General features: G+C 72.6%; 23 protein-coding genes and 1 pseudogene. 10 read left to right on the top strand and 14 right to left on the bottom strand.

Annotated features, from left to right (window positions below):
- Window positions 1–578: 578 nt before the first annotated feature.
- On the bottom strand, window positions 579–1,109 hold the full coding sequence (locus tag IF73_RS0134040; RefSeq protein ID WP_031014658.1) for a DUF6584 family protein: 531 nt from the start codon (window positions 1,107–1,109) through the stop codon (window positions 579–581).
- A 296-nt stretch (window positions 1,110–1,405) separates the two neighbouring features.
- On the opposite strand from IF73_RS0134040, the gene IF73_RS0134045 reads away from it, so the two are divergent.
- The 3 genes from IF73_RS0134045 (at window position 1,406) to IF73_RS0134055 (ending at window position 3,783) form a co-directional block, all read left to right on the top strand.
- A complete protein-coding gene (locus IF73_RS0134045; RefSeq protein ID WP_051717594.1) occupies window positions 1,406–2,668 on the top strand; it encodes an FG-GAP repeat domain-containing protein in 1,263 nt (420 codons plus the stop codon).
- 72 nt (window positions 2,669–2,740) lie between these two features.
- Complete coding sequence (locus IF73_RS0134050; protein ID WP_158822234.1) at window positions 2,741–3,124, top strand: FG-GAP-like repeat-containing protein; 384 nt, start codon at window positions 2,741–2,743, stop codon at window positions 3,122–3,124.
- 50 nt (window positions 3,125–3,174) lie between these two features.
- Window positions 3,175–3,783, top strand: a complete 609-nt coding sequence (locus IF73_RS0134055; RefSeq protein WP_199806775.1) for a YdeI/OmpD-associated family protein — start codon at window positions 3,175–3,177, stop codon at window positions 3,781–3,783.
- A 93-nt stretch (window positions 3,784–3,876) separates the two neighbouring features.
- Here IF73_RS0134055 and IF73_RS42920 read toward each other — a convergent pair.
- The 3 genes and pseudogenes from IF73_RS42920 to sigJ form a co-directional block, all read right to left on the bottom strand.
- Window positions 3,877–4,110, bottom strand: a pseudogene (locus tag IF73_RS42920) (LysR substrate-binding domain-containing protein); the annotation flags it as partial.
- Entirely contained in the window at window positions 4,017–4,376 is a 360-nt protein-coding gene (locus IF73_RS40045) for a LysR family transcriptional regulator (RefSeq protein ID WP_051717596.1), read from the bottom strand. The pseudogene IF73_RS42920 and the gene IF73_RS40045, both read right to left, overlap by 94 nt.
- Before the next feature lie 206 nt (window positions 4,377–4,582).
- Window positions 4,583–5,533, bottom strand: coding sequence for an RNA polymerase sigma factor SigJ (gene sigJ, locus IF73_RS0134065; protein WP_031014662.1), 951 nt, complete (start codon window positions 5,531–5,533; stop codon window positions 4,583–4,585).
- A 176-nt stretch (window positions 5,534–5,709) separates the two neighbouring features.
- On the opposite strand from sigJ, the gene wrbA reads away from it, so the two are divergent.
- The 3 genes from wrbA to IF73_RS0134080 all read left to right on the top strand — a co-directional run bounded on the left by wrbA (window position 5,710) and on the right by IF73_RS0134080 (window position 7,374).
- Window positions 5,710–6,321, top strand: coding sequence for an NAD(P)H:quinone oxidoreductase (wrbA, locus tag IF73_RS0134070; RefSeq protein WP_031014663.1), 612 nt, complete (start codon window positions 5,710–5,712; stop codon window positions 6,319–6,321).
- A gap of 94 nt (window positions 6,322–6,415) precedes the next feature.
- Window positions 6,416–6,859: a YybH family protein gene (locus IF73_RS0134075; protein ID WP_031014664.1), complete on the top strand. Its 444-nt coding sequence runs from the start codon at window positions 6,416–6,418 to the stop codon at window positions 6,857–6,859.
- Between the two features lie 44 nt (window positions 6,860–6,903).
- Window positions 6,904–7,374, top strand: coding sequence for an allene oxide cyclase barrel-like domain-containing protein (locus IF73_RS0134080; RefSeq protein ID WP_031014666.1), 471 nt, complete (start codon window positions 6,904–6,906; stop codon window positions 7,372–7,374).
- 85 nt (window positions 7,375–7,459) lie between these two features.
- On the opposite strand, the gene IF73_RS0134085 is transcribed toward IF73_RS0134080, so the two are convergent.
- From IF73_RS0134085 to IF73_RS0134110, 5 genes are all read right to left on the bottom strand, one after another.
- Entirely contained in the window at window positions 7,460–8,155 is a 696-nt protein-coding gene (locus tag IF73_RS0134085) for an esterase/lipase family protein (protein ID WP_031014668.1), read from the bottom strand.
- Window positions 8,156–8,599: 444 nt separating this feature from the next.
- Window positions 8,600–9,328 (bottom strand): hypothetical protein, encoded by a 729-nt coding sequence (locus IF73_RS0134090; RefSeq protein ID WP_234338422.1) that lies wholly within the window; start codon window positions 9,326–9,328, stop codon window positions 8,600–8,602.
- Between the two features lie 104 nt (window positions 9,329–9,432).
- Window positions 9,433–9,711: a hypothetical protein gene (locus tag IF73_RS0134095; RefSeq protein WP_031014670.1), complete on the bottom strand. Its 279-nt coding sequence runs from the start codon at window positions 9,709–9,711 to the stop codon at window positions 9,433–9,435.
- A gap of 266 nt (window positions 9,712–9,977) precedes the next feature.
- Window positions 9,978–10,415, bottom strand: a complete 438-nt coding sequence (locus IF73_RS0134105; RefSeq protein WP_031014672.1) for a VOC family protein — start codon at window positions 10,413–10,415, stop codon at window positions 9,978–9,980.
- Between the two features lie 179 nt (window positions 10,416–10,594).
- Entirely contained in the window at window positions 10,595–11,164 is a 570-nt protein-coding gene (locus tag IF73_RS0134110; RefSeq protein ID WP_031014673.1) for an ester cyclase, read from the bottom strand.
- A gap of 105 nt (window positions 11,165–11,269) precedes the next feature.
- Here IF73_RS0134110 and IF73_RS0134115 point away from each other — a divergent pair, with 105 nt between their 5' ends.
- Window positions 11,270–11,902, top strand: coding sequence for a TetR/AcrR family transcriptional regulator (locus IF73_RS0134115; protein ID WP_031014674.1), 633 nt, complete (start codon window positions 11,270–11,272; stop codon window positions 11,900–11,902).
- A 22-nt stretch (window positions 11,903–11,924) separates the two neighbouring features.
- Here the strand turns inward: IF73_RS0134115 and IF73_RS0134120 are convergent, their stop codons facing one another.
- The 3 genes from IF73_RS0134120 to IF73_RS0134130 all read right to left on the bottom strand — a co-directional run bounded on the left by IF73_RS0134120 (window position 11,925) and on the right by IF73_RS0134130 (window position 17,356).
- A complete protein-coding gene (locus IF73_RS0134120; RefSeq protein WP_031014677.1) occupies window positions 11,925–12,713 on the bottom strand; it encodes a hypothetical protein in 789 nt (262 codons plus the stop codon).
- On the bottom strand, window positions 12,697–13,929 hold the full coding sequence (locus IF73_RS0134125) for a hypothetical protein (protein ID WP_031014678.1): 1,233 nt from the start codon (window positions 13,927–13,929) through the stop codon (window positions 12,697–12,699). Before IF73_RS0134125 ends, IF73_RS0134120 begins: the two co-directional genes overlap by 17 nt.
- A gap of 253 nt (window positions 13,930–14,182) precedes the next feature.
- Complete coding sequence (locus IF73_RS0134130) at window positions 14,183–17,356, bottom strand: DEAD/DEAH box helicase (RefSeq protein WP_234338423.1); 3,174 nt, start codon at window positions 17,354–17,356, stop codon at window positions 14,183–14,185.
- A gap of 111 nt (window positions 17,357–17,467) precedes the next feature.
- Here IF73_RS0134130 and IF73_RS38260 point away from each other — a divergent pair, with 111 nt between their 5' ends.
- The 3 genes from IF73_RS38260 to IF73_RS0134150 all read left to right on the top strand — a co-directional run bounded on the left by IF73_RS38260 (window position 17,468) and on the right by IF73_RS0134150 (window position 21,693).
- A complete protein-coding gene (locus tag IF73_RS38260; RefSeq protein WP_234338424.1) occupies window positions 17,468–19,195 on the top strand; it encodes a hypothetical protein in 1,728 nt (575 codons plus the stop codon).
- A 510-nt stretch (window positions 19,196–19,705) separates the two neighbouring features.
- Window positions 19,706–21,208 (top strand): hypothetical protein, encoded by a 1,503-nt coding sequence (locus IF73_RS0134145; protein ID WP_031014690.1) that lies wholly within the window; start codon window positions 19,706–19,708, stop codon window positions 21,206–21,208.
- Window positions 21,209–21,333: 125 nt separating this feature from the next.
- Complete coding sequence (locus tag IF73_RS0134150) at window positions 21,334–21,693, top strand: hypothetical protein (RefSeq protein ID WP_031014692.1); 360 nt, start codon at window positions 21,334–21,336, stop codon at window positions 21,691–21,693.
- Between the two features lie 68 nt (window positions 21,694–21,761).
- Here IF73_RS0134150 and IF73_RS0134155 read toward each other — a convergent pair whose 3' ends face one another.
- The gene (locus tag IF73_RS0134155; RefSeq protein WP_031014693.1) at window positions 21,762–22,142 is read right to left on the bottom strand and encodes an FKBP-type peptidyl-prolyl cis-trans isomerase; all 381 of its coding nucleotides are present in this window, start codon (window positions 22,140–22,142) and stop codon (window positions 21,762–21,764) included.
- A 79-nt stretch (window positions 22,143–22,221) separates the two neighbouring features.
- Window positions 22,222–22,971 (bottom strand): DUF5710 domain-containing protein, encoded by a 750-nt coding sequence (locus IF73_RS0134160; RefSeq protein ID WP_234338425.1) that lies wholly within the window; start codon window positions 22,969–22,971, stop codon window positions 22,222–22,224.
- Window positions 22,972–23,312: the final 341 nt, after the last annotated feature.

Here is a 23,312-nt window from a genome sequence, read left to right on the forward strand (position 1 = left end):
CCGGCGGGGACGTCGACGACGGTGGTGATGGGGGCGGTGGTGGCGAAGGTCTGCATGGCTGGTTTCTCCTGTGGAGTCGCGGTCGGTGTTTCCGACATGAGAAAAGCTACGTTGCTTTCTAGGGCGTGGCAACAAGTGCGTTGCACTGGAATGGCATTCATGCAGCTCAAAGCCTAGATTTCATTGCAATGAAGGCTGAATTGACGCAACGGCATATGCCGTGACGTTGCAATCGACGGCGGTGAACGCCACGGCGGCCGACGCTGGACGCGGGTGGGGGGCGCTTCTCGCCGTTCGTTACTTGTTGGCGAGCCGGGCCTTCTTGACCTTGGTGCCGCAGGCTCGCATGCCTTGATCCGGTCGCACTCGGGACCTCCGAGGACGTGGGTGGCGTCGGCGGCGAGCACGCCGAGTGTGGGCGGGACGGGGCGGGCGGTGCTCGGCAGGGTCGGCGTCGCGAAGGCCGGCGCGCGGAACATCCTCATCGAACGCGGCCGAGGCGCGCTTCGCCGCCCACGCGCCCGCAGGATCGCCGGCCCCGGGGCACGGCGGTCCTGGGCGGCGCCCGTGACGTCGGGTCAGTCGAAGAGGGCGATGACTCCGTTGACCCAGACCGCGAGGAACGCGAGGACCCCCACCAGGCAGCCGATGCCCGCCAAAACGCCGCCGACCGTCCACGGTTCGGCCGGCACTTCCTCGTACCCACCCTCCAGGCCGTCCTCGTAGGAGGTGGGGTCGTCCCAGTCGACCGGATGCCCCAGCTCCTGGGCGCAGGCGGTGCGCACCGCGGTCAGCTGCTTCTCCGCGAAGGGGGTGGCCGCCATCGCCTCGGGGCCGCGCCAGGCGAGGGCCTTCATCCGCCAGGCCGGAGATCCGTACCGCGCCTCGAAGGCGACGGTCTCGTCGGCGTCGCGGTCCTCTTCGAGGTACGTCCAGCGTCCGGCCTCGGCGGCCTCGCCGTACAACCGGTAGACCTCGGCCAGCCGCCTGCGGAGTGTCAGGTCGTGCGGGAAGGAGGCGACGAGACCGCGCAGGCGCTGACGCGCGAGAGGAACGCGGCCGGCGGCCAGGTCCGCGTCGACTCGGGCAAGGGTCTCGTTCAGGGGCATGAACAGATGATCGGGTATCGCCCTGACCCCCGTCGACCTGGTTTCTTTGCGCGATCGCACCCGGCCGGCGGGCTCGGCCGACGGGTTCGACCGATGCGCTCGGCCGATGGGTCGGCCGAGGAGTCGGCCGATGGGCTCGCCACCCTGTCCCTCGATCCCGGAGGTCCCCGCAGACGGGGTGGGTCGTTGGGTTGCGGTCTTACCCATGGCTGGTTTCGTACAACCATTCGGCTCGATCGCGAGTCTCGTCGGGCGCGGGCGCAGCCGTGCCCGATCCATCTCGTGGGGGTTCCACCTTGCCGCACCACCGCACCACCGGCCGACGTCTCGGCCTGGCCGTCACGGCCGCTCTCTCCGTCTCGGCCCTCGGCGCCGGCACTCTGGCCACCGCTCCGACCGCGCTCGCGGCCACGGCATCGGTTCCGCTCACGATCGACCAGGTCAACGTCCCCGCCGTGGCGGAAATCGACAAGACCAGCGGCAGAGTCACCATGGAGTGGACTCTCTCGCGCGGAAACGCCGACCTGGACGTCACGATCACCCATGTCGCCACCGGCAAGAAGGTCACCCAGCGCCTGACCGCCCCGACGTACAGCACCGTGTTCTCCTTCACCTGGGTGCCGAAGTTCGAGGAACAGGAACCCGACAGCCTGTCCGAGGTGGACGCGCCGAACGGCGCGTACTCGGTTGCCGTGAAGGCGACGTCGGACGACGGCGTCGGCACGCCCGCCTCCAAGACCTCGACGATGAGCATCGTCCGCGCCTTCAACCCGCACGACTTCAACGACAACGGCTCCACGGACGTTCTCGCCCGGGACTCCATGGGCGTGCTGTGGCGCAGTGACCTGACGGACCGCCCGTACTACAACGAGATCCGGCTCGCCAAGACCACCCGGATCGGCTCGGGCTGGAACGTGTACAAGCAGATCGAGGCCGTCGGCAACATCGCCGGCAGCAAGCACGGCGACGTGCTCGCCCTCGACGGCTCGGGCGTGCTCTGGCACTACCAGGGCAAGGGCGACGGTGGTTTCGCCACCCGCGTGCGGGTCGGTTCCGGCTGGGGCGGCTACAACAAGCTGGCCGGCGGCTCGGACCTCAACGGCGACGGCCGCCCCGACCTGCTCGCCACCGACGGTGCCGGCTCGCTCTGGTTCTACAAGGGCACGGGCAGCAGTGCGTCGCCGTTCGCGACGCGCGTGAAGGTCGGCGGTGGCTGGGGGGTCTACAACCATCTGACGGCCGTCGGGAACATCGCCGGTACGGCCGCCGGTGACCTGGTCGCCCGCGACACCGCCGGCGTGCTGTGGCTCTACCAGGGCGACGGCCGGGGCAAGTTCGCCACGCGGGTGAAGGTCGGTGGCGGTTGGGGCGGCTTCAGGCAGCTCGTCGGTGCCGGTGACCTCGACAACGACGGGCGTCCCGACCTGATCGCGTACGGGGCGGACCGCACCGACGGCGCGTACGTCTACCGCTCCACGGGCGTCGTCACCACGCCGTTCACCCGCCGGAACACAGACCTGTACAACTACCAGGGCGACAATTACAGCAGCGTCGCCTGAGACCTGCCGCTCCGCGCGGCACGACGGCTCACATGCCGGCGGAGCGCTGTCGTACAACCTTGGACCGCTGTCGTGAGTCCTGTGGTCGTGGCGCAGTGGAACGGGTACACCCTCCTCACCGCCACCGGTGACATCGGCGGCGCCAAGGCCGGCGACCTGCTCGCCCGCGACCGTGACGGCGTCCTGTGGCGGTACCTCGGCCGGGGCGACGGCACCTTCGCGCCCCGCACGCGCGTCGGCGGCGGGTGGAAGGCGTACCGGCAGCTCGTCGGCATCGGCGACGCCGACCACGACGGACACGCCGACCTCATCGCCGAAGAGGGCTGGGACGGCGTCTCCCACCTCAGCGTCTACAAGGGCAACGGCAACTGGAAGGCCCTGTTCGGTCCCGGCGAGTACCTCGACCGCCCCTCCCCGTACTCGGATCTGGGCGCACCGTATCCCCTCCCGTTCTGACCGGACGCGCAGGAGCCCCGGCCGTCTCGTCGGTCGTGCCCGAACGCGTCATGGCAGTCGGCCGGGTGTGGTTCGCTGCAGGGGTGACTCAGGACTTGGAGATCGTCGCCTTCGCATCCGCCGAAGCCTTCCAGGCATGGCTCGGTGAGAACCATGCCGACTCGCCCGGCATCTGGCTCAAGCTCCGCAAGAAGGGGCCCGGGATCGTCGCGCTGGACTACGCCCAGGCGCTCGACGTGGCGCTCTGCTACGGCTGGATCGACGGCCAGAAGCGGACGTTCGACGACCAGTGGTGGCTCCAGCGGTTCAGCCCGCGGACGCCGCGCAGCAAGTGGTCCAAGATCAACCGGGACAAGGTGGCCGCGCTGATCGAGCAGGGCCGGATGCGTCCGCCGGGGCAGGCCGAGATCGACCGCGCCAAGGCGGACGGCCGCTGGGAGGCGGCCTACGACAGTCCGAGGACCGCGACGGTGCCGGACGACCTCGCCGCGGCCCTGACCGCCGTCCCCGGCGCGGCGGAGTTCTTCGAGACGCTGGACCGGCAGAACCGCTACGCGATCCTGTACCGGATCCAGGACGCCAAGAAGGCCGACACCCGGGCGCGCCGGATCGAGAAGTACGTCGCGATGCTGGCGAAGGGCGAGAAGCCCTACCCGTAGCCATATGTGCCTGGTCGCCAAGGGCTGCTCAACATCCTCGTTCAGAGCGCGTTGAGCGGCTACCGACGCGTGTGCCGCCCACGACGATCCGGCCGGCACGGCCAGGACCCGGGCCTCGGACAGCAGGACCGGCCCGGCGACCGCCTGGGAGACGGGGAAGGCCGTGAGGAGGACGTCCAGGTCGCCGCCGTGCAACCGCGTCATGGCGTCATGGATCTGGCACTCGTGGATGGTCACCCTGCAGTCGGGGTGGCGCCGGCCGAACACTTCGAGGCCCTTGAGGAGGAGCTGTCCGGCCGCCGCCCCGAGGAATCCCGCCCGCAGCAGGCCGGGGGGTCGACCGCCCGGCGGACCGCCTCGTCCATGCCCTGCGCCAGCGGGGCCAGGTCCGCGGCGAGGTCACGGCCGAGCGGGGTCAGGCTGACCTGGCGGCTGGTGCGCTCGAACAGCGGAGCGCCGATCCGCCGCTCCAGCTTCTTGATCGTCTGGCTGATCCGGCCGGTCGTCAGGCCGAGTCGCTCGGCGACCCGGCCGAAGTGCAGCTCCTCGGCGAGCGCCAGGAAGGTCTGCACCTCCGTGCGTTCCCACAGCACTTCCACTCCCCCAGCCGTTGGGTTCCGCCGCGCCCTCCCGCTCCGATGGCGCTGTGACGGCCGGCGTCGCGGGGCGGTCGAGTGGGCGACACGCTGTCCCGGCCAGCGGAAACAGCGGAAAAACAGCGGACCCGTGATCGTGCGCGATCAAGGGGAGGGAAGTCGCACCCTCACCGGAACTCTCACCCTCACCGGAACTCTCGCCCTCATCGGAACCGGCGGACCTCCTCCTTCCACGGCCTGAGCTTCTCGGGGTTGAGTACGGCCCAGATCCGCCGGATCCGGCCGTCCGCGATGTCGAAGGCGTACACGGACACGACGGCGCCGTCCAGGTGGGCCGCGAGCCCGGGCTGCCCGTTGACCGCGCACTCCCGGACCTCCAGGCGGCCCGGAAGGGTCCGGTCGGCGAAGAAGCGGGCGATCCGCTCGGCGCCCTCGATCGGCTGGAGCAGTGCCGTGACGAGTCCGCCGCCGTCCCCGACGGCGGTGGCGTCGGGGTCGAGCAGACCGATCAGGGCGCCGATGTCCTTGGCCTGCCACGCCAGCCTGAACTCCCGTACGACCCCTGCTCGCTGGGCCGTGGGCGTCAGGGGCGCGCGCGAGGCGTCGATACGGCGCCGGGCCGTGGAGGCGAGCTGACGACAGGCCGCCGGGGTGCGGCCGACGATGTCGGCCACCTCGCCGAAGGGGTAGCGGAAGACATCATGGAGGACGAACGCCACGCGTTCCGCCGGCGTCATCGATTCGAGCACGACGAGGAAGGCCATGCCGACCGACTCGTCGAGCGTGACGCGGTCGGCCGGGTCGGCCGTGCCGTCGTCCGCCGCGCCGGCCGCCCACTCGGCGCGCGCGGGCAGCGGCTCGGGCACCCACTCCCCCACGTACTGCTCCCGCCGCGTCCTGGCCGAGCGCAGCACGTCGAGGCAGATGCGGCCGGCGACCTTGGTCAGCCATCCCCCGGGGGACGCCACCGCCTCCCGCTGCCGCGCGGACATCGCGTACCAGCGGGCGTACGCCTCCTGCACGACGTCCTCGGCTTCGGCGAGGGAGCCCAGCATCCGGTAGGCGAGGTTGATCAGCCGTCGGCGTTCCACGGCGATCGCGCTCGCCGTCGACTCCGGTCGGCTGTCCTGCGGCGCGGTCGAACGGTGCGTCATGGTCCTGCGGCTCCTCGGTCGGGTCTTCCGTCACCGGTATGACGCGGCAGCTCCCAGAAATGTGATGCGACCGCCGCCTCACATTCCGCCGGGCCATCTCGTCATACCCGGCGGAGGAACACGACGGCCGTCGGAAGCAGACGGAAGCAGTCGGACACCGATGGAGGTAGAACGGCATGGAGCCCGTCAACGTCGCAGTCATCTACTACAGCACCAGCGGCACCGTGCACGCCCTGGCGGAAGCCGCCGCCGAGGGCGCGCGGAAGGCCGGGGCGCACGTCCGGCTCCGCAAGGTGGCCGAGACCGCCCCGCAGGAGGCGGTCGACGCCCACCCGGCCTGGGCGCGTCACCACCGGGACACCGCCGAGGTCGCCGAGGCCGGGCACGACGACCTGGAGTGGGCGGACGCGGTGCTGTTCGGCACGCCGACCCGATTCGGCAACCCGGCGGCCCAGTTGCGGCAGTTCATCGACACCACCGGGCCCCTGTGGTTCGCGGGCAAGCTCGCGGACAAGGTGTACTCGTCCTTCACCTCGTCGAACAGCGCCCACGGAGGGCAGGAGTCGACACTCCTGGCCCTCGGCAACACCTTCTACCACTGGGGCGGCGTCATCGTGCCGCCCGGCTACACCGACCCGATCCAGTTCAAGTCCGGTAATCCCTACGGCACTTCGGCCGTGGTCGGCGAGGCGGGGCCGGGCGAGGTGAGTCTGGAGGCGGCTCGCCACCAGGCCCGCCGGGTCGTCGAGGTCGCCGCCGCGCTCAAGACCGGCCGCGCCGCCGCCTGAATCCACTCCCCAGCAGCACACCAGCACACCCACACACACCAGCACAACCAACACAACCAACACAACCAACACACCGTCACCGAAGGAGTACGCGATGACCACCACCCACGAGTCCGAGATCCGGGCGCTTCTGGCGAACCGCGCCGACGCGCAGCAGACCAAGGACATCGACCGGCTCATGTCGTTCTACGCCGCCGACGCCGTCTACTACGACGTCGTCCCGCCCCTGCGGTTCACGGGAACCGAGGAGATCCGGCGGAACTTCCTGCGCTGGTTCGACGGATACGTCGGCGGGATCACCCTGGAGACCCACGACCTCACGCTCGTGACCAGCGAGGACACCGCGTTCGCGCACATGCTCCACCGCGACTCGGGGGAGCGGAAGGGCGGTCTCCAGGCCTCGATATGGGTACGGGAGAGCGTCTGCCTCCACCGGTCGAACGGCACCTGGTCGATCACGCACGAGCACATCTCGATCCCCGTCGACCCGGCCACCATGACGGTCTGGCTTCCGTCCGACAAGGACCAGCTCGCCTGACCGCGTTCACATACGTCATCACTTCACACCGAGGAGCAACGGTCATGTTCACCAAGAGGAAGAGGTTCGCCGCGGCATCGCTCGCCGCGGTCGCGGTCGGTCTCTGGGCGGTCGAGGGCGCCGGCGCCCAGACCCCGAAGAAGCCCGAGGTCATTGAAGTCGCGGTCCGCAACGACCAGTACACCGCCGTCGATCTCGGCCCCGCGGGGCCGAGCCTGGGCGACATGGACGTCTACTCCGGCACCGCCGTCAAGGACGGTCGCAGCATCGGCCGCGGGGGCGGACACTGCCAGGTCATCCACCTGAAGGGCGGGGAAGCGACCTCGCAGTGCCTGATCACGATGGAGGTCGAGCAGGGTTCCCTGACGATGCAGTCGCTGTGGACGAAGGGAACGGCCTCCCTCGACATGGCCGTCACCGGCGGCACGGGCGTCTACCGCAACGCACGGGGCGTCGCCCGCTTCTGGGACATCGCGACACCGGACGAGCGGGCGCGGATCGAGATCCTCCGCTGAGGACGACCGAGGCCCTGCCGCACGGCGCGGCAGGGCAGGCCCTCGCCCCGACCATGAGGAAGCGGCGCGGGACACGGACGTCGGCTCACGGTGCGGCGAGCGTGGCGAGGAGCTGTCGGGCGACGTCGGGGTCGCCGAGGAGGTCGTTGTGGCCCATGTCGGCCACCTGCACGTTGCGCGCGCCCGACAGGGCGGTGCTGCTCGTGGGGAGGATCTGGCCGTCGCCGGCGGACCAGAACGTGGTGTAGCGGACGTCGCCGGGCGTCTCGTCGCCCTCGTTCAGGCGGGACACCACGTACGAGCCGGGCGTCATGTCCCGGCAGCCCTGGTCCCACAGCGCGCAGGCCCACGCGAGGCTGGTGCCGTGGTTGGGCCCGGCGAGCGAGACCCAGTTGCGGACCTTGGCCCCGCCGCCGTACTTCACGTACCAGCGCGTCGGCAGCGAGCCCAGGCTGTGCGCCACGAGGTCCACCTGGTCGGCCCCGGTCTGCCGAAGGACGTCGTCGACGTAGGCGGCGAGCCGGCCGGCGAGGACCTCGTTCGTCGACTGCGACGAGTCGTAGCTCCACGCGAAGATCCGGTCGGCGGGCGTCCCGGCGGCGACCAGCCGGTCCGTCAGCGCCCCCCAGACGCCGGGGCCGGCGTTGCGGCCGTGGACGAACACGACCGGCCGCGGCGCGCCCGCCGAGACGTCCCGGGACGCGGCCTGGGCGGTGGCGGGGAGGGCGGCCGTACCGGCGAGGAGCACTCCGGCGAGAAGCAGGGTGGCACTGCGGCGCATGGGTGACCTCCGACGAAGGGCTGCGGGACGGGTCTCACCTTTATCTGACGCATCGACAGATGTCCTAAACCCCCTACATCACAGCAGACTTACCGTCGGTAGGCCCGGCGCGGCCAGAACGCCACCCGTACGGTCGGCCCGGCGCCCGCGCCCTCCGGGTACACCGACGCCGTCGGGGTGGCGCCGTGCGCGCATGGGCGGCGGCCGCGGGCTTCGTCGGGGCGCTCGCGATCAGCACGGTCGCGGGCCTCCATCCGGCGGTCCGCGCCTCCCGCCAGTCGCCGACCGCGGCCCTGGCGGCGGGCTGGCACCCGGCCGGTCCGCCGTCCGCACGCTCGACCGGTGCCACCGGCACGGGCACGCGAACGGCGGACCGCCGGGCTGGAGTGCGTACCGCCGGCGACGAACGGGGACGGAAGGGGGGTGAGGGAGGTGGTTCGCACGTCAGGCACACGGGTCGTGGGATCCGCCGGACGCCTCCCGGACCCATGCGCGCCAGACGTGCCGGGTGTTCGGCACCCCGGGACGTTCGAGAAGCCGGAGGACGTAGCCGGCGTGGAGTCGCGCCCACGGGTTGTCCGAGGCCGCGACCTCACCGAGCCTGCGGCGCAGATCCTCCCCGTCGACCGCACGCGCGACACGCACGTACTCGCGGTCCTTGCAGCGGTAGGCCCGCTGGACGACGACCTCGACGAGGTCGATGAGCTTCGCCCTGGTCGGCTGCGTGTGGTCGGCGGCGGCGACGCTCCGGATGAGCGACTGCTTCGTGCCCCACGCCTTCGCGTGCCGTGTCCACTCGCGGGGAAACCGCGCCTCCCACTCCAGGAAGAGAAGCGCATAGGGCAGCCCCGGCCCGAGGACGTCCTCGCCCACCCACAGCCCTTCGGGCAGGGAACGGCCACACACGTCCCCGTACACCTCGCGCGCCCGCCTGAAGCCCGGCTCCCGGTACTGCTCGTCCGGACCCAGCGGACTCGTGAGGTGCCACAGTTCGTTGCACCGGTCGCGGGCAGCCCACGTGTTCTTCCTGGCTCCCTCCAGATGCGCCAGCGCGGCCGCACGCTCCGCGGGGTCGTCGGCCACGAGGCCGAACGCCCAGCCCAACCGGGCGCGCCAGTCCTCGGCTCCACCGCCACCCGACCCCGCCCCCGTCCCTGCCATTCCGTCGGCCATGCCCGAGATGATCGCTCAGACCGCGGAGCCACGCAGAAGGATTTCCTAGGCAGCACGGAGTCGGTGACGACCTACAGTCCGTCGCCCCACCCGAAGGTGAGGTTTTAGGCGCGCTGAAGTGCGTGACGGCCGTGGTCTCCGTCGGCGTAGGCCCATGCGAGGGCCGCGGCGAACCAGAGCAGGAAGACTCCGCTCACGACGCCCAGGGCGACCGTCTTGCCGAACCAGCCCAGGAGCACCAGGCCGACGGTCACGATCGCCGCGCCGATATGGGCTCCCCCGCAGTCGAGCACCGCGGTCCTCCGCGCCTCTCTGCGACTGGCGCGTTCGGCGGCGAACCGTTCCTCTCGAACGGACTGTGGCTCGTTCTCATCGAAGTACATCTCAATCCCTCCCCTGTTCGTGACCCTAACCCCGTGTGAACGCCGTGGCGTGGTCGAGGGTCCGTTGGCGGAGCGTGCGCGGCGGTGGCACGCCTGCGCGCCGCGCAGGTGCTCGCGGTCCAGCGGGTGCTCGCGCGGGCCAACTGGCGGAAGATCGCCGACGGCCGGACCGCCCACGACGTCCACCCCGAGGCCGTCGCCGATGCCGACCTGGTTCGAGCGGCTGCGCTGACGGGGCTGTACCGCGCGGAGGGCGGCGCAGGCCGTCAGCCGATGCGTTCGGCCAGGGCGACGATGATGCCCGAGGGGCCGCGGAGGTAGCAGAGGCGGTAGACGTCCTCGTACCGAGCCACCTGGCCCAGCAGTTCGGCACCGTGGGAGCGCAGCCGGTCGATGGTGTCGTCGATGTCGTCGACGGCGAACATGACCCGGTGCAGGCCCAGGGTGTTCGGCGGGTTGTGCGCACCGGCGCCGATCGCCTCGGGGGCGTGATACTGCGCGAGCTCCAGCCTGCCGTGGCCGTCAGGGGTCCGCATCATCGCGATCTCGCTGCGGACGCCGTCGAGTCCGACCGCCTGGTCCGCGAAGAGGCCCTCGATCCGCATCCTGCCTTCGACTTCCATGCCCAACGCGGTGAAGAAGGCGACGGCGGCGTCCAGGTCCTCGACGACGATGCCGACGTTGTCCATACGCTGAAGCGCCATGACGGTTCTCCCTCTGCTGTGCGCGACCCTTCGAGAGCACCGGTATACCGAGGACCCACCCGACGGCTCCGTCGCGACACCCGACAACCACGCGGCTTCGCGTCCTGTCCAGCGAGGAGGTCTCCCCCGCACGCCCGGCCCGGCCGGATGCGCTCTCGCACCGACCGCAGTCTCCGGGCTCAGCCGGGCGCGTGGTCGTGGGCGGTGGCCGCCGCCCGGGTCGCGGCTGCGGCGATCGTTTCGGCGGCGCGGGCGGCGCGGCCGTCCGCGTGCCAGTCGGCGATGCGCTGGACGGTGGGGCCGGGGGGAAAGATGCCGAGCTGCCCGAGCAGGGCGAGGTCGTCGCGGACGGCCTCGTGCCGGACGACCTTGCCGTCCCGCAGGTGCAGGACGTGGACCTGCTCGGAGTCGATCTCGTCGCCGGTGGGCGGGATCGCCTGGAGCAGCTCGCCGTCGCGGTAGTGGACGAAGGGGCCGGTGTGCCGGCCCCGCATGTGCAGCCGTATCCATACCTGGTCGCCGTCGTGGACGAGGTCGGTGACCGGGAAGCTCAGGTCGGAGAAGGCGGAGCGCAGCCACGCGCCCGACGCGAGGGCGCCGGCCGGGCCGGGGAGCGAGCAGGCGGCGGGTGAGACGACCGCCTCGCGGTTGGTGAAGTCCTCGTGCACGACCGCTTCGGCCAGCGCCGCGTCCCCGGTCGCCAGGACCGTGAAGAGACCGCGTGCCGCGTCCTCGGGTGACATTCCCATCGGTTCGATTCCTCTCGCTGAGGGGGCGGTTCCCCGCCCTGACCATATTCAGGTTACACACCGCCTATTGAATAGGTCGACAACTTCCTCGACTAGACTGGGCCCATGCCGACCACCCCACGCACGTATGTCTCGCCCCTGCGCGCGCAGGCCGCCGCCCAGACGCGCGAGCGGATCCTCCAGTCGGCGACCCGACTGTTCGCGGAGCACGGCTACGGGCGGGTGACCGTGGCGAACATCGCGGACGAGGCGGGCGTCTCCGCCAAGGCCGTCTTCGCGAGCGCCGGAAGCAAGAGCGACCTCCTCAACGAGATCGTCGACACGGCCGTACGGGCCTCCGGCCACGAGCAGGCCATCGCGGCCGTACTTGCCGCGCCTGACCTGGAGTCGGCCGTCAGCGCACTGGCGCACGGCACCCGGGCGGGCAACGAGAGCATGTTCAGCGTGCACGAGGCCATTCACAAGGCGCTGCCGTCACACGAGGACGGCGAGGCCCTGTGGGAGCGCGCCACCGCCGACTACCGTGCCGCCCTCCGCACCGCCGCGCGCCATCTGCACACCCTGATGGCGTCCGACCGCCGGGGCGGCCGCCGCCCGGAGGAGGAGACGGCGGACCTGCTGTGGTTCTGGTTCGGCCCTGGCGGATGGCGCACGCTGGTCGTCGAGAACGGCTGGCCCTGGGACCGCGCCGAAGCCTTCCTCCTGCACACCGCGCTCGCCACCCTGCGAACGCCGTGATCCCCCGGCCGGGCCGTCACCGTCAGGCGGGCGGAAGCAGATCGCTCTCGCTGATGGTGTACGTCAGGGGCGGGTAGGTGAAGTCCGTCTCGTCGTTCTCACGGCGCCGCAGGCGATAGAACTCGCGCGCCTGCTCCTCGTCCGCCAGGGTGAGGCGCTCGCCCTGGGGGAGGCGGGCGTGTCCCTCGTCGAACCGGATCACGGTCTTCGAGGTCCGGAAGGTGACGCCCAGCCAGGGGTTGTCCGGCTCCGGCGCCCGCCCCTGGGAGGCGGCGGGCGCGTCCCACACGATGCGGTGCCTGAGGCGCCGGTTCGCGTCGACGGAGAACGCGACGACGCTGTGGTGAGCCAGGGGGATCTCGTATCGCTCGTCAGCGGACTCCTTCGACTCGACGATCAGCTTCCGCTGCGGGTCCGCTTCGGGAAACCGGTAACAGGAGTAGACGGCGATGAACGAGGCGTCGGCCAGGTCGAGGGCCTGGTCGGAGTGGGCGCCCATCCTCCGGTAGGCGTTCGTGTAGCTCTCCATCAGGGCGTTGTTGAAGGCGACCGGAATCGCCGCGCGCTCCTGGATCCGCCGCGCCAGGCGTTCGTGCACCGGCTGGAAACGCTGTGCCGGGCCGGCGTACCGCGTGGTCGTACGGACCAGGGGCACACCGCCGGTTGCGTCGATCCTGCTCAGCACGGCGCCGGTCCGGCCCTTTCCCACGTCCTCCAGGTGCGCCGATGCCATCAGCTCGGCGAAGGGGTCCCCCTCGGCCGGGAGCGTGCAGGAGATGATCTCGTCCTGGATCCTAGACGCGGGGGGCACGGTAGTCTCCCGTGTTCATGCTGAAGAGGAAGTCGGCGCCGTAGTCGATGAAGGACGAGGTCCTGTTCTCCTCCGCGTACAGTCTGCGGAGCTCGTCCATCCCGGCCGGCGTGGGTGGTTCCAGCTTCACCAGGTCTCCGGCCACCTTGAGGAACGTCTGGCCGTTCTTGTGCACGGCTTCGGTGCTCGAACAGCGCACGACGTATCCCAGGCGGGTGGGGATCGACTCGGCGTCCAGGGCCGAGGGCCGGATCTCGTGCGTGTACAGGCGGTTGGTGGAGAGCGGCATGAAGAAGACGGAGCCGGGATAGAGCGTCACCGTGAACTGCTCGGGCAGGGCGACTCCGTCGAGCGCTTCGGTGCGGTCTTTGCGGCGGAAGTGGAGTCTGGTGAGTCCGCTGACGCCCTTCAGGCCGTGGTCGAAGGGGTCCTCCGCCAGGGGCCGCAGCTTCTCCAGGCCGTCGTAGAAGGTGCAGAAGGCCATGATGCCGTTGGCGGGCATGTCCTTCGTCTTGTCGGCGTGGGCCGAGATCCTGGCCTTGGACTGCTTGCGCTCCGGCGTGGCGAGGGTGTTGTGGTAGATCTGCGCGAGGACGTGGTTGAGCGGCGCCTGGTCGCGAAAGACGGCGGCGGCCTCGCGGTTCAGGTCCTCGACGATGCGGGTGTCCGTCGGGCCGAAGCCCTCGGTCGGGCCCGAGAGGTTCGTGGAGCACCGGAGCAGGCGGAAGTGCAGTTCCCCGCCGTCCTCTTCGACGGGGGTGAGGTAGATGCCGCTGCGACGGGCCGCCCCCGGCTTGGTGGACTCCGTCAGGGACTGGAACGTGTGCTCCGCGCTGATCCGCCGGAAGTGGTCGGCGCCGCGTTCGAAGAAGCTGCGGTAGTACACGCCGACGCCGTGGACGCGGACGGGGACCCGGCCGAGGTCGACGACGGGCCAGGGGCCGGCACCGTCCTCACGGTGACCGTGCGAGAGCTCCCGGACCACGAAGACCCGGGCGGCCGTCCGCAGGGGGCCGTCGCCGATCGCGGCGACGTCGCCACAGACGTAGACCGTCTTCCGCGCGAAATCGGGGGTCCCGGAGGCCAGTTCCTCCGGAGTGATCACGCTCCCGAAGAAGTCCCGGATCGCGGCGGTTCCGTGCAGCGCCGCAGGGGCGATCAGGATGCTGTCCGCGTCGTCGATGCGGGCTTCCGAGGACTCTGCTCCGTGCGTCACGCGCTACCCGCCCCTTGCGGTCTCGAGGATGGCCAGAAGTGCCGACATGCCAACGGCCCGCCCCCTCCTCCGTTCGCGTGGCGAAGCGCGAGCGAAGGGGGACGGACCGGTCGGCCTCGATGCTCTCACGCGGCTCGACGGAGGGGCAACGCATTCTGCGGCCGCACGGCCCCGGCCGTCAGGCTCGGTGCCGCGCCCGAGGCTGTGCGGCGTGTCGCCCGCGGAGCCGCCCCTCCGTGACGGCACGCGCGCGTCAGGCCCGGACCGCCGTGTACGCCTCGAACCGGCCCGCCGCGATCCGGTCGCCGCGACCGAAGACCGCCGCGCCGCAGCGGCCGGCCGACGGGTCGGCCGGGTCGGCGACCGGGAGCGGGAGCGTGATCTCCTCGCCGTCGGAGGTGTACGAGGTGGTGGTCGCGCCGTTCCACAGGTGGACGACGGCTCCGGGCGGTGCCCAGGCCCGGACCGTGTCCGCCTGCAGCGCGAGTCGCGTGCCGGTGACGCGTTCGGCCAGCAGCGACCGGTAGCGGTCCGGGGGCAGGGCGCAGTCCCCGGGCGGCGTGGTGCCGGGCCAGTCGGGCGCGTCGATGCCGCGCGCCCGGGCCGCGTGCCACAGGCGGGGCACGAGCTGGGGCGCGAGCGGGGCGGTGGCCATCCGCTCGCACATCCAGAGCAGCCGCCCGGCCCCGCGGCCGGGCCCCAGGGCGCGCCAGCGGATGCGCAGCGCGAGGTCACCGGCGGCGACGGCGACCCAGGGGTGGACGGTGCCGAGCGGGCCCTGGGCGCCGAGCCAGGCCAGGTAGCGCTGGGCCTCCTCCAGGATGCCGGACATGGACTCGACGGGGATGCCGAGGACGTACGAGGGCCGGCCGCGGAAGAGGGCCGGGCGGGTGGCGGCGAGCAGCAGGACGGCCCGGGCCAGGTCTCCGGCCTGCGGCGGCTCCTCGTCGTCGTCCGGCGCCGGCTCCTTCACCGGGCCGATCCCCCAGGCGTCGTCCGGCTCGTCGTCGCCCGTGCGCTCGGCCTCGCGCAGGACCCGGCGCAGGGCCGCCTTCGCCCGCTCGGTGAACGGCGCCGTCTCGAGGACGGGCAGACGGGTGCTGAGCAGGGCCGCGAGGACCGGCTCGGCGGCGAGCGGGTCCTCCGGGACCGGGGCCTGCCGCAGGGCCGTCGCGAGGTCGTCGGCGAGTGTGGCGTCGACCATGAAGCGGCTGGTCAGCAGGCCGAGCGGGCTGGGTTCGAGTCGGTCCTCGTCCGCGGCGGTACGCAGGCACCCCACGTCCGCGAGGAACCGTGCCGCCTCGTGCAGCGGCTCGACGCTGTCGTGGCCCTGGTACGCGGCGAAGGTGCCGGCCCACCACCGCTCCGCCTCGTCGAGGGTCGCGAGCCGTTCCTGCACGGCCTCCGCGAGGAGGTGGTCGGGCAGCGACTCGTCGAGGCGTGACCGCACGGTGTATCCGGCGGCCAGCCGGGCCTGCCAGTGCGCCCGTTCCGCCGGGTCGGTGAGCAGGAACGCCCAGCCCTCGCGTTCGCCGGCGCCGATGCGCCCGGCGCGGCCGAACATCTGCTGGACCATCGACACCTCGACGCGGTCCAGGCCGAGGGTGGTGTCGCGGACGATGACGGCGCGGGCCGGGAGGTTGACGCCGGCCGCGACCGTGGAGGTGGCGACCAGGACCTCCGCCTCCCGGGCGCGGAACGCCTGCTCGGCCTCCCGCTTGTACGGCCAGTCCCGGTAGTGGAGCCGTACGCCCGCCTTGGTGCAGAGCCGTTCCACCTGTTCGGCGTCGTCGGCGTCGACGCCGGTGGTGGGCACGCCCCGGTCGGCGGCCAGCGCGAGCGCCGTGGCGCGGACCCCGCGCTTGCTGCCGCAGAAGACGAGGACGCTGCCGCCGTCCTCGGTGACCTGCCGGGCGATGCGGACGGCGGCCTCGGTGCGGACGGCGACCCGCGCCGCCCAGTCCGTCTCGTCGACCGGCGGCAGATGGGGCAGCTGCCAGGTGAGCCGGGTGGGCCGCCAGGTGGTCCGGACGAGCCGGGCGCCGAGCCAGTCGGCGACCTCGTCGGCGTTGGCGACCGTCGCGGACAGGCCGACGATGCGGGTGGCCGCGCTGTCGTCGCGTACGCGGGCGAGCAGCGCCTCGAGGACGGCGCCGCGCCCCGGGTCGCCGAGCAGGTGGATCTCGTCGACGACCAGACAGCCGACCTCGGCGAGCGCGTCCCGCAGCGAGCCCGCGCGGCAGATCGCCTCGAACTTCTCGGTGGTCGCCACCCACACGTCGGCCGACCGGATCAGCTCCGTGTCCACCGCGGCCTCACCGGAGAGGCGCACCACGCGCAGTCCGTGGCGGCGCCACAGCCGGAGCTCGCGGTCGAGTTCGTCGGTGAGCGAGCGCTGCGGCACCAGCCACGCCGCCTTGCGTCCGCGGGCGTGCGCCGCCAGCGCCGCGACCATCCCGATGGGGGTCTTCCCCGCGCCCGTCGGCGCGACGACGACCAGATGCCCGGTCTCCTCCAGCACCGCGGGCACGGCGGCGGCCTGCACCGGATTGAACGACGGGTGCGGCAGCAGCCCGGCCCACTCGGCCGGCACCAGCTCGCCGACGGGCACGTAAGCGTCCCCGCCGGCGTCCGCATCCGCGTCCGGCAGTGTCTCCAGCGCGTCCCACTGGGCGGCGAAGGCGTCCCGCGCCGCGACCGCCCACGGTCCCGCGGCGGGCGCCGCGCCGTCCGGACCGGCCGCGACCAGCTCCGTACGCCCGCCTGTGTCGCCGACCGTGCCGACCTGCCCGGCCTCCTCCCAGTAGCGGCTCACCCGGTACGGGACGTCCCGCTCCTCCAGCCACGTGCGCAGCGCCTCGTATCCCGTCCCGTCGGGGAGGATCACCCGCACGTCCTCGGCGGCGGCGAGCGCGGCCTCGGCCGGGCGCCACGCGGGGTCGGCGGTCTTGCACCACAGCAGGGCGCGCCGCTCGGTCCCGTCGGGCACGGCCAAATCCTCCGGCCACGCCGGTCCCCGCTCGGTGCGCTGCCCCGGGACCGTGACCCGCACGGTCACGGTCGCGGCGGGCCGCCTGTCCGGGCTGGTCTCGCGCGGCGCGGGGGCGGGGGCGGGGGCGCGTCGGCGGGAGGCGGTGCCGGTCAGCTCGTCGTACCGCCGGGCACCGAGGTCCGCGAGGGTGAAGGCGGCGGGACAAGCGGGGCAGACGAGCGCCGTGTACCGGTACGTCCGGCCCTGGGACTCGTACGGTCTGCGCAGGGCGTGCAGGGTGCCGTCGCAGCCGGGACAGCGGCGCGCGACCATCTCCTCGTAGCTCCACCCCGGCTCGGCGAACCGCGCGGGCAGCTCTCCACTCAGCGTGATCTGCCACCGCTCCTGTGCCAGATCGGCGACGGTTCCCTGCCCGACGGCCTCGTCACTGCGCATGGCACGACTGTGCCAGACCATGATCATCGTGCGCTCGCGAATCCCGGGTTTGCCCGGGATAGGGTGTGGCCGCGACGACCGCGACGACGAACCCCGTTCAGGAGGTCACGAGTGGGGCGGGAACCCCTGGCGCTTCGCGTACCGGTCGGCGAAGGCGCCTCTCGGTGGGCGAGCCGGACCACCCGACGCCGGGTCCTGCTGGTGGTCCACAACGTCACCTCGGCCGGCCGCCTCCTGGACCTGGTGCCGCTGTTCCACGACGACTTCCGCGTCCAGCTCCTGGTGACCTCGACGGGCTCCTCCCCCTTCCAGGGCGGCGTCCGCGAACTCCTCGACGCGCTGCAACTGCCCGAGCTGCCCTGGGAGCAGGCGCTCGCGACCCCGGTGGACCTGGCGATCTCGGCGAGCTTCGGCGGCGAACTCGATCTGATACAGGGCAAGTTGAGCGTGCTGTCGCATGGCGCCGGATACACCAAGAGACTGAGCAGGCCGGGATCCGGGGCGCCGACGTCCGAGACGCCGACGTTCGGGCTGTCGCCGGAGTGGCTGCTGTCGGACGGGAAGCCGTACGTCGACGGCCTGGTCCTCTCCCACCCCGAGCAGCTCGCACGTCTCGGCCTGGTCTGCGCGGAGGCGGTGCCCTCGGCCGTCCTCGCCGGGGATCCCTGCTTCGACCGCATGCTCGCGGCGCGTCCGTACCGGGACAGGTTCCGGCGGGCGCTGGGCGTGCGCGGCGGGCAGCGGCTCGTCGTCCTGAACTCGACGTGGAACCCTGAGGGCCTGTTCGGCAGTGGCGGTGGCGCGGACGTGCTGCCCGCGCTCCTCCCCCGGCTCGCCGCCGAACTGCCGGCCGACGACTACCGTCTGGCCGCCGTGCTCCACCCGAACATCTGGTACGGGCACGGCCCCGGCCAGATCCGGGCCTGGCTGGATCGCGCCCGGCGCAGCGGTCTGACCCTGGTCGACCCCGTCCACGCGTGGCGCCAGGCCCTGCTCGCCGCCGACCTCGTCCTCGGGGACTTCGGCGCGGTGTCCTACTACGCCGCCGCGCTGGGCACCCCCGTACTGCTGGCCGCCGACGGGGCGGGCGTCCTCGACGCCGAGGCGCCGCTCGCGGAGTTCGTCCGGTCCGCGCCCCGGCTCGATCCGAACGCCTCACTCCTCCCCCAGGTGCGGCGGGCGATCACCGCCCACCGCCCGGATCCCGCGCTCACCGGCCTCGTCACCTCGGAACCGAGGCGGTCGGCCGAGCTGCTGCGCCGGCACTTCTACGCGCTGATGAACCTGCCCGAGCCTCCCGTCCCCGCGTCCCTCGAACCGCTCCCGCTCCCCCCGTACGGCCGGGGGCGGGTGACGGCTGCCCTGCGCGTACGGACCCGCGTGGAGGGGACGGACATCGCGCTCGAACGGTCCGCCGGCCATCCGCCCGGTGCCGCCGGAGACGCGCATCTCGCCGTGCACGAGGAGACGCGGCACGCCGGTGACCTCGACGTGGCCGACGTGGTCCTGCGCGACGGGCCGACGCACGACCCCCGGCTGGGCGGCCCCGGCGCGTGGACCGAGGAGGTGCTGCGCCTGTACCCCCACTGCTCGACCGCGGTGTACGTGACGGGCCCGCACACCTGCGTCGTCCGCGGCCGGGCGCGGGGCGCGTTCCGGCTCGCCGCCGACACCCGGGCCGGGGCGGACGCGGACCCGGCGGCGTACGCCTCGGCCCTGCACGCCTGGTGGGCGTACGGCGGCAAGGTCCCCGCTCAAGGCGTCGTCCTCCGCATGCACACGGCCGGCGGCGCACACCCGTTCCGCGTGGCCCCGGCCACTGTGGACCCGCTCGTCTGACCTGCCCGCCCGGCCCGGTAGCCGGCGGGCCTACCGGCGGGCGCCCGCCTCGCACCGCTCCCGCAGGCGCGCGAGGTAGGCGCGGTGCGGGGCGGCGGAGGCGGGGAGGAGCGGCTCGGCTTCGGCGGTCCTGGCCAGGGCCGCCGTATCGTCGCCCGCCTCGTGGAGGGTCTCCGCGAGGTCGGTGCGGGCACGGGCCTGGTGACGTTCGATCAGCGCCAGAGCTCTCCTAGTACCGCTAGTCGGGGAGCCGGCCGCGCGCCTTCGCCCCAACCGCAGCGGCACCGACGTGGAGCCGCTGCCCGCGGGTCCCGTCAGCAGGACGCCCCAGGGCCGGCACGTGGCAGGGCGAACCCGTGGAGACCGGAAACCGACGTGTCCCCGCACGAGACGGTTGCCATCCAACTCCCCTACCGTAGAGGATTGTTGAACGATCCGATCGAAGGACGAACCCGCCCCCAGCTCAGCGCCACCGACGGCACGACCACGCACGCACCCCGGAGGAGAAGCATGCTGACGACGGTCACGACGGCGCTGGAGAGTTCCTCCGGGCCGGGCCCCTGGTATCTGTGGCTCCTCGCGCCGGTGATCGCGGCCGCGCCCGGTGCGGGCTTCGCGGCGCTGGGACGGCGCGGCGCCTTCGTGACGTCCCTCCTCGGGACGCTGGCGCTGTTCGGCCTCGCGGTGTGGTTGAACGCGGGGACGGCTCCGACGGTCTGGACCGTGCTGTACGTGCTGTGGGCGGGCGTCCTGGCCTTCGCTCTGACACGCGCGCTGCGGCGCCCCTCCCCTGTCCGTCTCACCCTGCCCACCGTCCGGGAACGGCGGCGGGCGCTGTTCGCCGCCGGGCTGGGTTTCGTCGTCGCCGTCGGCGGCGTCGCCGGGCTGCGGCTCGCCGCGGACAGCCGCCTGGAGAAGGCGGACGCGGCGCAGCTCGCCGGGGACTGCGCCACCGCGCTGGAGCACTACACCCGGATCGAGGGCGATCTGAACGAGTTCACCCTCGGCCCGGCGCCCGCCGCGGCCCGCACCGGCCGGTTCGCGTGCCGGCAGACGCTGCTGGCCGAACGTGCGGTCGAGGACGGGGACCACGAGGCGGCCGAGGACGCGTACGCGCTCGCCACCGTCCACTTCGAGGCGCGCTTCGGAACCTCGTCGCCCCGCCTCGCCGCACTGCGCCTCGCCCACGGTGACGCCGTGGTCGCGGCCGCGCGGAGGCGCACGACGTACGACGACTCCGGCGCGGTGAGCGGGTACTGGTCCGACGAGTACGCCATCCGGACGTACCAGTCCATCGTCGAGGACACCCCGGACTCTCCGCAGGCCGCGCTCGTCCCGGCGCGGATCGACGCGCTGTACACGCACGCCGCCGAGGACGCCGCGCGGCGGCCGTGCTCCAGCATGGGGCGGATGATCGAGCTCGTCGGCCTCGGCGACGCGAACGAACCCGGCGCGAAGTCCGTCGCCGACAAGTCCCGTGTCGCGCTGCCGGGGGTCCGCTACGCCTGCGGCACGCTGCAGTACGACAAGGAGAAGTACCGGGAGGCGCGCGACACGCTCAAGGAGGTGACCACGGGGCCGTACGCGAGGAAGGCCGCCGACCTGCTGATCGCCGTGGACGTCGCCGACGCCGCGAAGGGCAGCGCGGGCGCCCTGCCGCCCCCGGCCGCCGAGGGCGGCGCCCCCGCGGGGACCACCGAGCTGGTGATCGCCAACGACTCCACCAAGACCCTGGAGGTCCTGTACGCGGGCCCGGAGAACGGCACCGCCGAGATCGAGGCGTGCGTCACCTGCACGACCCGCCGCACCCTCCCCACCAGCCCGCCGGGCGGCCTGTACGACTCCTGCTCGACCGCCGCCAAGAGCATCACGATCCGCCTCAGGCCCGGCACGTACGACGTCGTGGTCCGCGGCGCGGGCTCCGGCACGGTCCGCCCCTACACCGGCAAGTGGGCGCTGAAATCGGGCACCTCGTACGCCAGTTGCTTCTACGTCAGCTCGGGCCTGTACTGACGAGGCCCTGGGGCGGGCAGGGCGGTGAAGCGGTCACGACCCCGTCTCAGTAGGCTGCGGCGATCACCTCTCCGGCTCAGCCGAGCCGGGTGACGGAGCGGTACCGGGGGAACGGGGAGAGAAGAATGGCTCTGGCGGAACGGCCTTCACGTGCCTGGGAGGTCGCGGACTCGGTGCACGACAGGCTGTTCGTCCTGCCCAATCCCCTCGCCGCGTGGGACAGCGACCCGTTCTGGGTCTCCGTGTGGGACTCCGACCCCGGAAAGGTCCTGGTCTCTCTCCACGCGCCCCGTGAGAACGCGCACCCTTCCGTCCAGCTGATCATCGGCTTCGAGGTGACTCCGGAGAGCCCCGAGGTCCAGGCCGACCGCATCGTCGCCGCCGTCCGCCGCCCCCACCCTCTGGAGAACGCGGTCGTCAGCGGCGGCGACCGCGCGTGCGCCGAAGCGTACGGATACGTCTGGCCGCCCTCGCTGGAGGAGTGAGGCACGGCGAGGCACGGCTTCGCGGCACGACCACGCCTCGCGCGTCCCGCCGGCGTACCGGGCCCGCCTCAGGAGGTGGCGGAGAGCAGGTCCACCACGAAGACGAGCGTCGAGTTCGGGGGGATGGCCGACGAGGGCGACTGCTTGCCGTAACCGAGGCGCGGAGGGACGACGATCTCGCGCCGGCCGCCGACCTTCATGCCCCGGATGCCCCGGTCGAAGCCCTTGACGGCCCTGCCCCCGCCCAGGGCGAACTTGAACGGCTCGTCCCGGTCCCAGGAGGCGTCGAACTCCCTGCCGGACGCGAAGGTGACGCCGACGTAGTGGACCCTGACCACCATGCCGGGCTTCGCCTCGACGCCGTCCCCGACGACCAGGTCCCGGACGGCCAGCTCGGTCGGCGCGTCCCCCTCCGGTACGTCGACCTCGGGCTTCGTCGGTGCGCTCATGGTGCCTCATCACTCTCCGCCGCAAGCCCGCGCGGGGACCGCGCGGGCCCATGGACGTTCCATGCGGCAGGCGATCACGCTACCGACTGCCGGGCTCGCGCAGCACATCGGCGTCCCCGCGCGGCGCGGGCAGCGCGGGGTCGGCGAGCCTCGCCGCCGCGATGCCAGGCCGCTCCCGCGCGCCGGGCGGCCGCCGGACGGTGATCCCGGCGTCGGTGAGGATGCCGAGGTCCAGCTCCCAGACGAGCTGCGAGCGGCGCCGCCACGTCGTGAACGCGGCGTCGACGTGGCCGCGGGCCGTCGGCCCGTCCATCCCGGTGACCTTGGTCAGATGGGCGAAGGCCTGCGCCTCCAGGCCGCGGACCTGGGCGTACCCGAAGTGGGTGACGGTGTGGCAGTCGGTGCACAGGCAGATCAGCCGCCTCAGGTACTGGACGCGGGCCGGCTCGTCGTACACCCACCGCTCGTGGGCCTCCAGCCACCGTCCGGCCCGCCGGTCCTCGCCGGCGCCGCACGCCTCGCAGCGCATCCCGGCCCGCCGGGTGATCATCCGGCGGAGCCGTTCCCAGTCGCCCGGGGACACGCAGGAGCGGACGTTGGTGAACCAGCAGCTGGACGGCACCAGATCGACGAACAGCCCGTCGCCGAGCGTGCGGTCCTCGCCCGGCAGCAGGTCCGGCACGTCCGGGGCCGCCACCCACGGCTCCAGCGCGGCCATGCCCTCGCGGGGCGCGTACCAGCGCCTGGCGGCCGGATCCCATCGCGCCCCCGCCGCCTTCGCCCGGTCCTTCTCCGCGTACGTGACGTCCAGCCAGATCCGCTCGACCACCGGAACTCCCCTCCCCGTCCTCCGCGTCGCCACGCTACCGGCCGTCCGGCGCCTCCGTGCCCACGTCGACGGCAGGGACGACATCGCAGCCGAGACCGCCGGAACGCCTCCCCTCCCCCTCCCTCCGAGGTCTGGTAGGAAACCTTCCTGTCCGCTAACATCCCCGCAGCGGCTCGGCGCGGCGGCCTCCTCGGGAGGACGTGACGCGCTCAGCGAGAGCTCTGACCCGGCCGCCGCGCACCCCCCGTGGTGCGCCGTGCCGGTGTCCAGCTCTCGTCCCCTCAGGCCAGGGAGCCCAGGTATGCGTCCGTTCGCATCCGCCCCACCCCGCCGCCCCACCT

The sequence above is a fragment of the Streptomyces sp. NRRL F-5727 genome (assembly GCF_000719555.1).
Classification (GTDB): domain Bacteria; phylum Actinomycetota; class Actinomycetes; order Streptomycetales; family Streptomycetaceae; genus Streptomyces.

Bases quoted from the DNA above. Each gene is read 5' to 3' on its own strand.
- IF73_RS0134040 (WP_031014658.1), bottom strand. From the start codon at position 1,109: ATGCCCCTGAACGAGACCCTTGCCCGAGTCGACGCGGACCTGGCCGCC.
- IF73_RS0134055 (WP_199806775.1), top strand. From the start codon at position 3,175: ATGGCAGTCGGCCGGGTGTGGTTCGCTGCAGGGGTGACTCAGGACTTG.
- sigJ (WP_031014662.1), bottom strand. From the start codon at position 5,533: ATGACGCACCGTTCGACCGCGCCGCAGGACAGCCGACCGGAGTCGACG.
- wrbA (WP_031014663.1), top strand. From the start codon at position 5,710: ATGGAGCCCGTCAACGTCGCAGTCATCTACTACAGCACCAGCGGCACC.
- IF73_RS0134075 (WP_031014664.1), top strand. From the start codon at position 6,416: ATGACCACCACCCACGAGTCCGAGATCCGGGCGCTTCTGGCGAACCGC.
- IF73_RS0134080 (WP_031014666.1), top strand. From the start codon at position 6,904: ATGTTCACCAAGAGGAAGAGGTTCGCCGCGGCATCGCTCGCCGCGGTC.
- IF73_RS0134085 (WP_031014668.1), bottom strand. From the start codon at position 8,155: ATGCGCCGCAGTGCCACCCTGCTTCTCGCCGGAGTGCTCCTCGCCGGT.
- IF73_RS0134090 (WP_234338422.1), bottom strand. From the start codon at position 9,328: ATGGCCGACGGAATGGCAGGGACGGGGGCGGGGTCGGGTGGCGGTGGA.
- IF73_RS0134095 (WP_031014670.1), bottom strand. From the start codon at position 9,711: ATGTACTTCGATGAGAACGAGCCACAGTCCGTTCGAGAGGAACGGTTC.
- IF73_RS0134105 (WP_031014672.1), bottom strand. From the start codon at position 10,415: ATGGCGCTTCAGCGTATGGACAACGTCGGCATCGTCGTCGAGGACCTG.
- IF73_RS0134110 (WP_031014673.1), bottom strand. From the start codon at position 11,164: ATGGGAATGTCACCCGAGGACGCGGCACGCGGTCTCTTCACGGTCCTG.
- IF73_RS0134115 (WP_031014674.1), top strand. From the start codon at position 11,270: ATGCCGACCACCCCACGCACGTATGTCTCGCCCCTGCGCGCGCAGGCC.
- IF73_RS0134130 (WP_234338423.1), bottom strand. From the start codon at position 17,356: ATGCGCAGTGACGAGGCCGTCGGGCAGGGAACCGTCGCCGATCTGGCA.
- IF73_RS0134145 (WP_031014690.1), top strand. From the start codon at position 19,706: ATGCTGACGACGGTCACGACGGCGCTGGAGAGTTCCTCCGGGCCGGGC.
- IF73_RS0134150 (WP_031014692.1), top strand. From the start codon at position 21,334: ATGGCTCTGGCGGAACGGCCTTCACGTGCCTGGGAGGTCGCGGACTCG.
- IF73_RS0134155 (WP_031014693.1), bottom strand. From the start codon at position 22,142: ATGAGCGCACCGACGAAGCCCGAGGTCGACGTACCGGAGGGGGACGCG.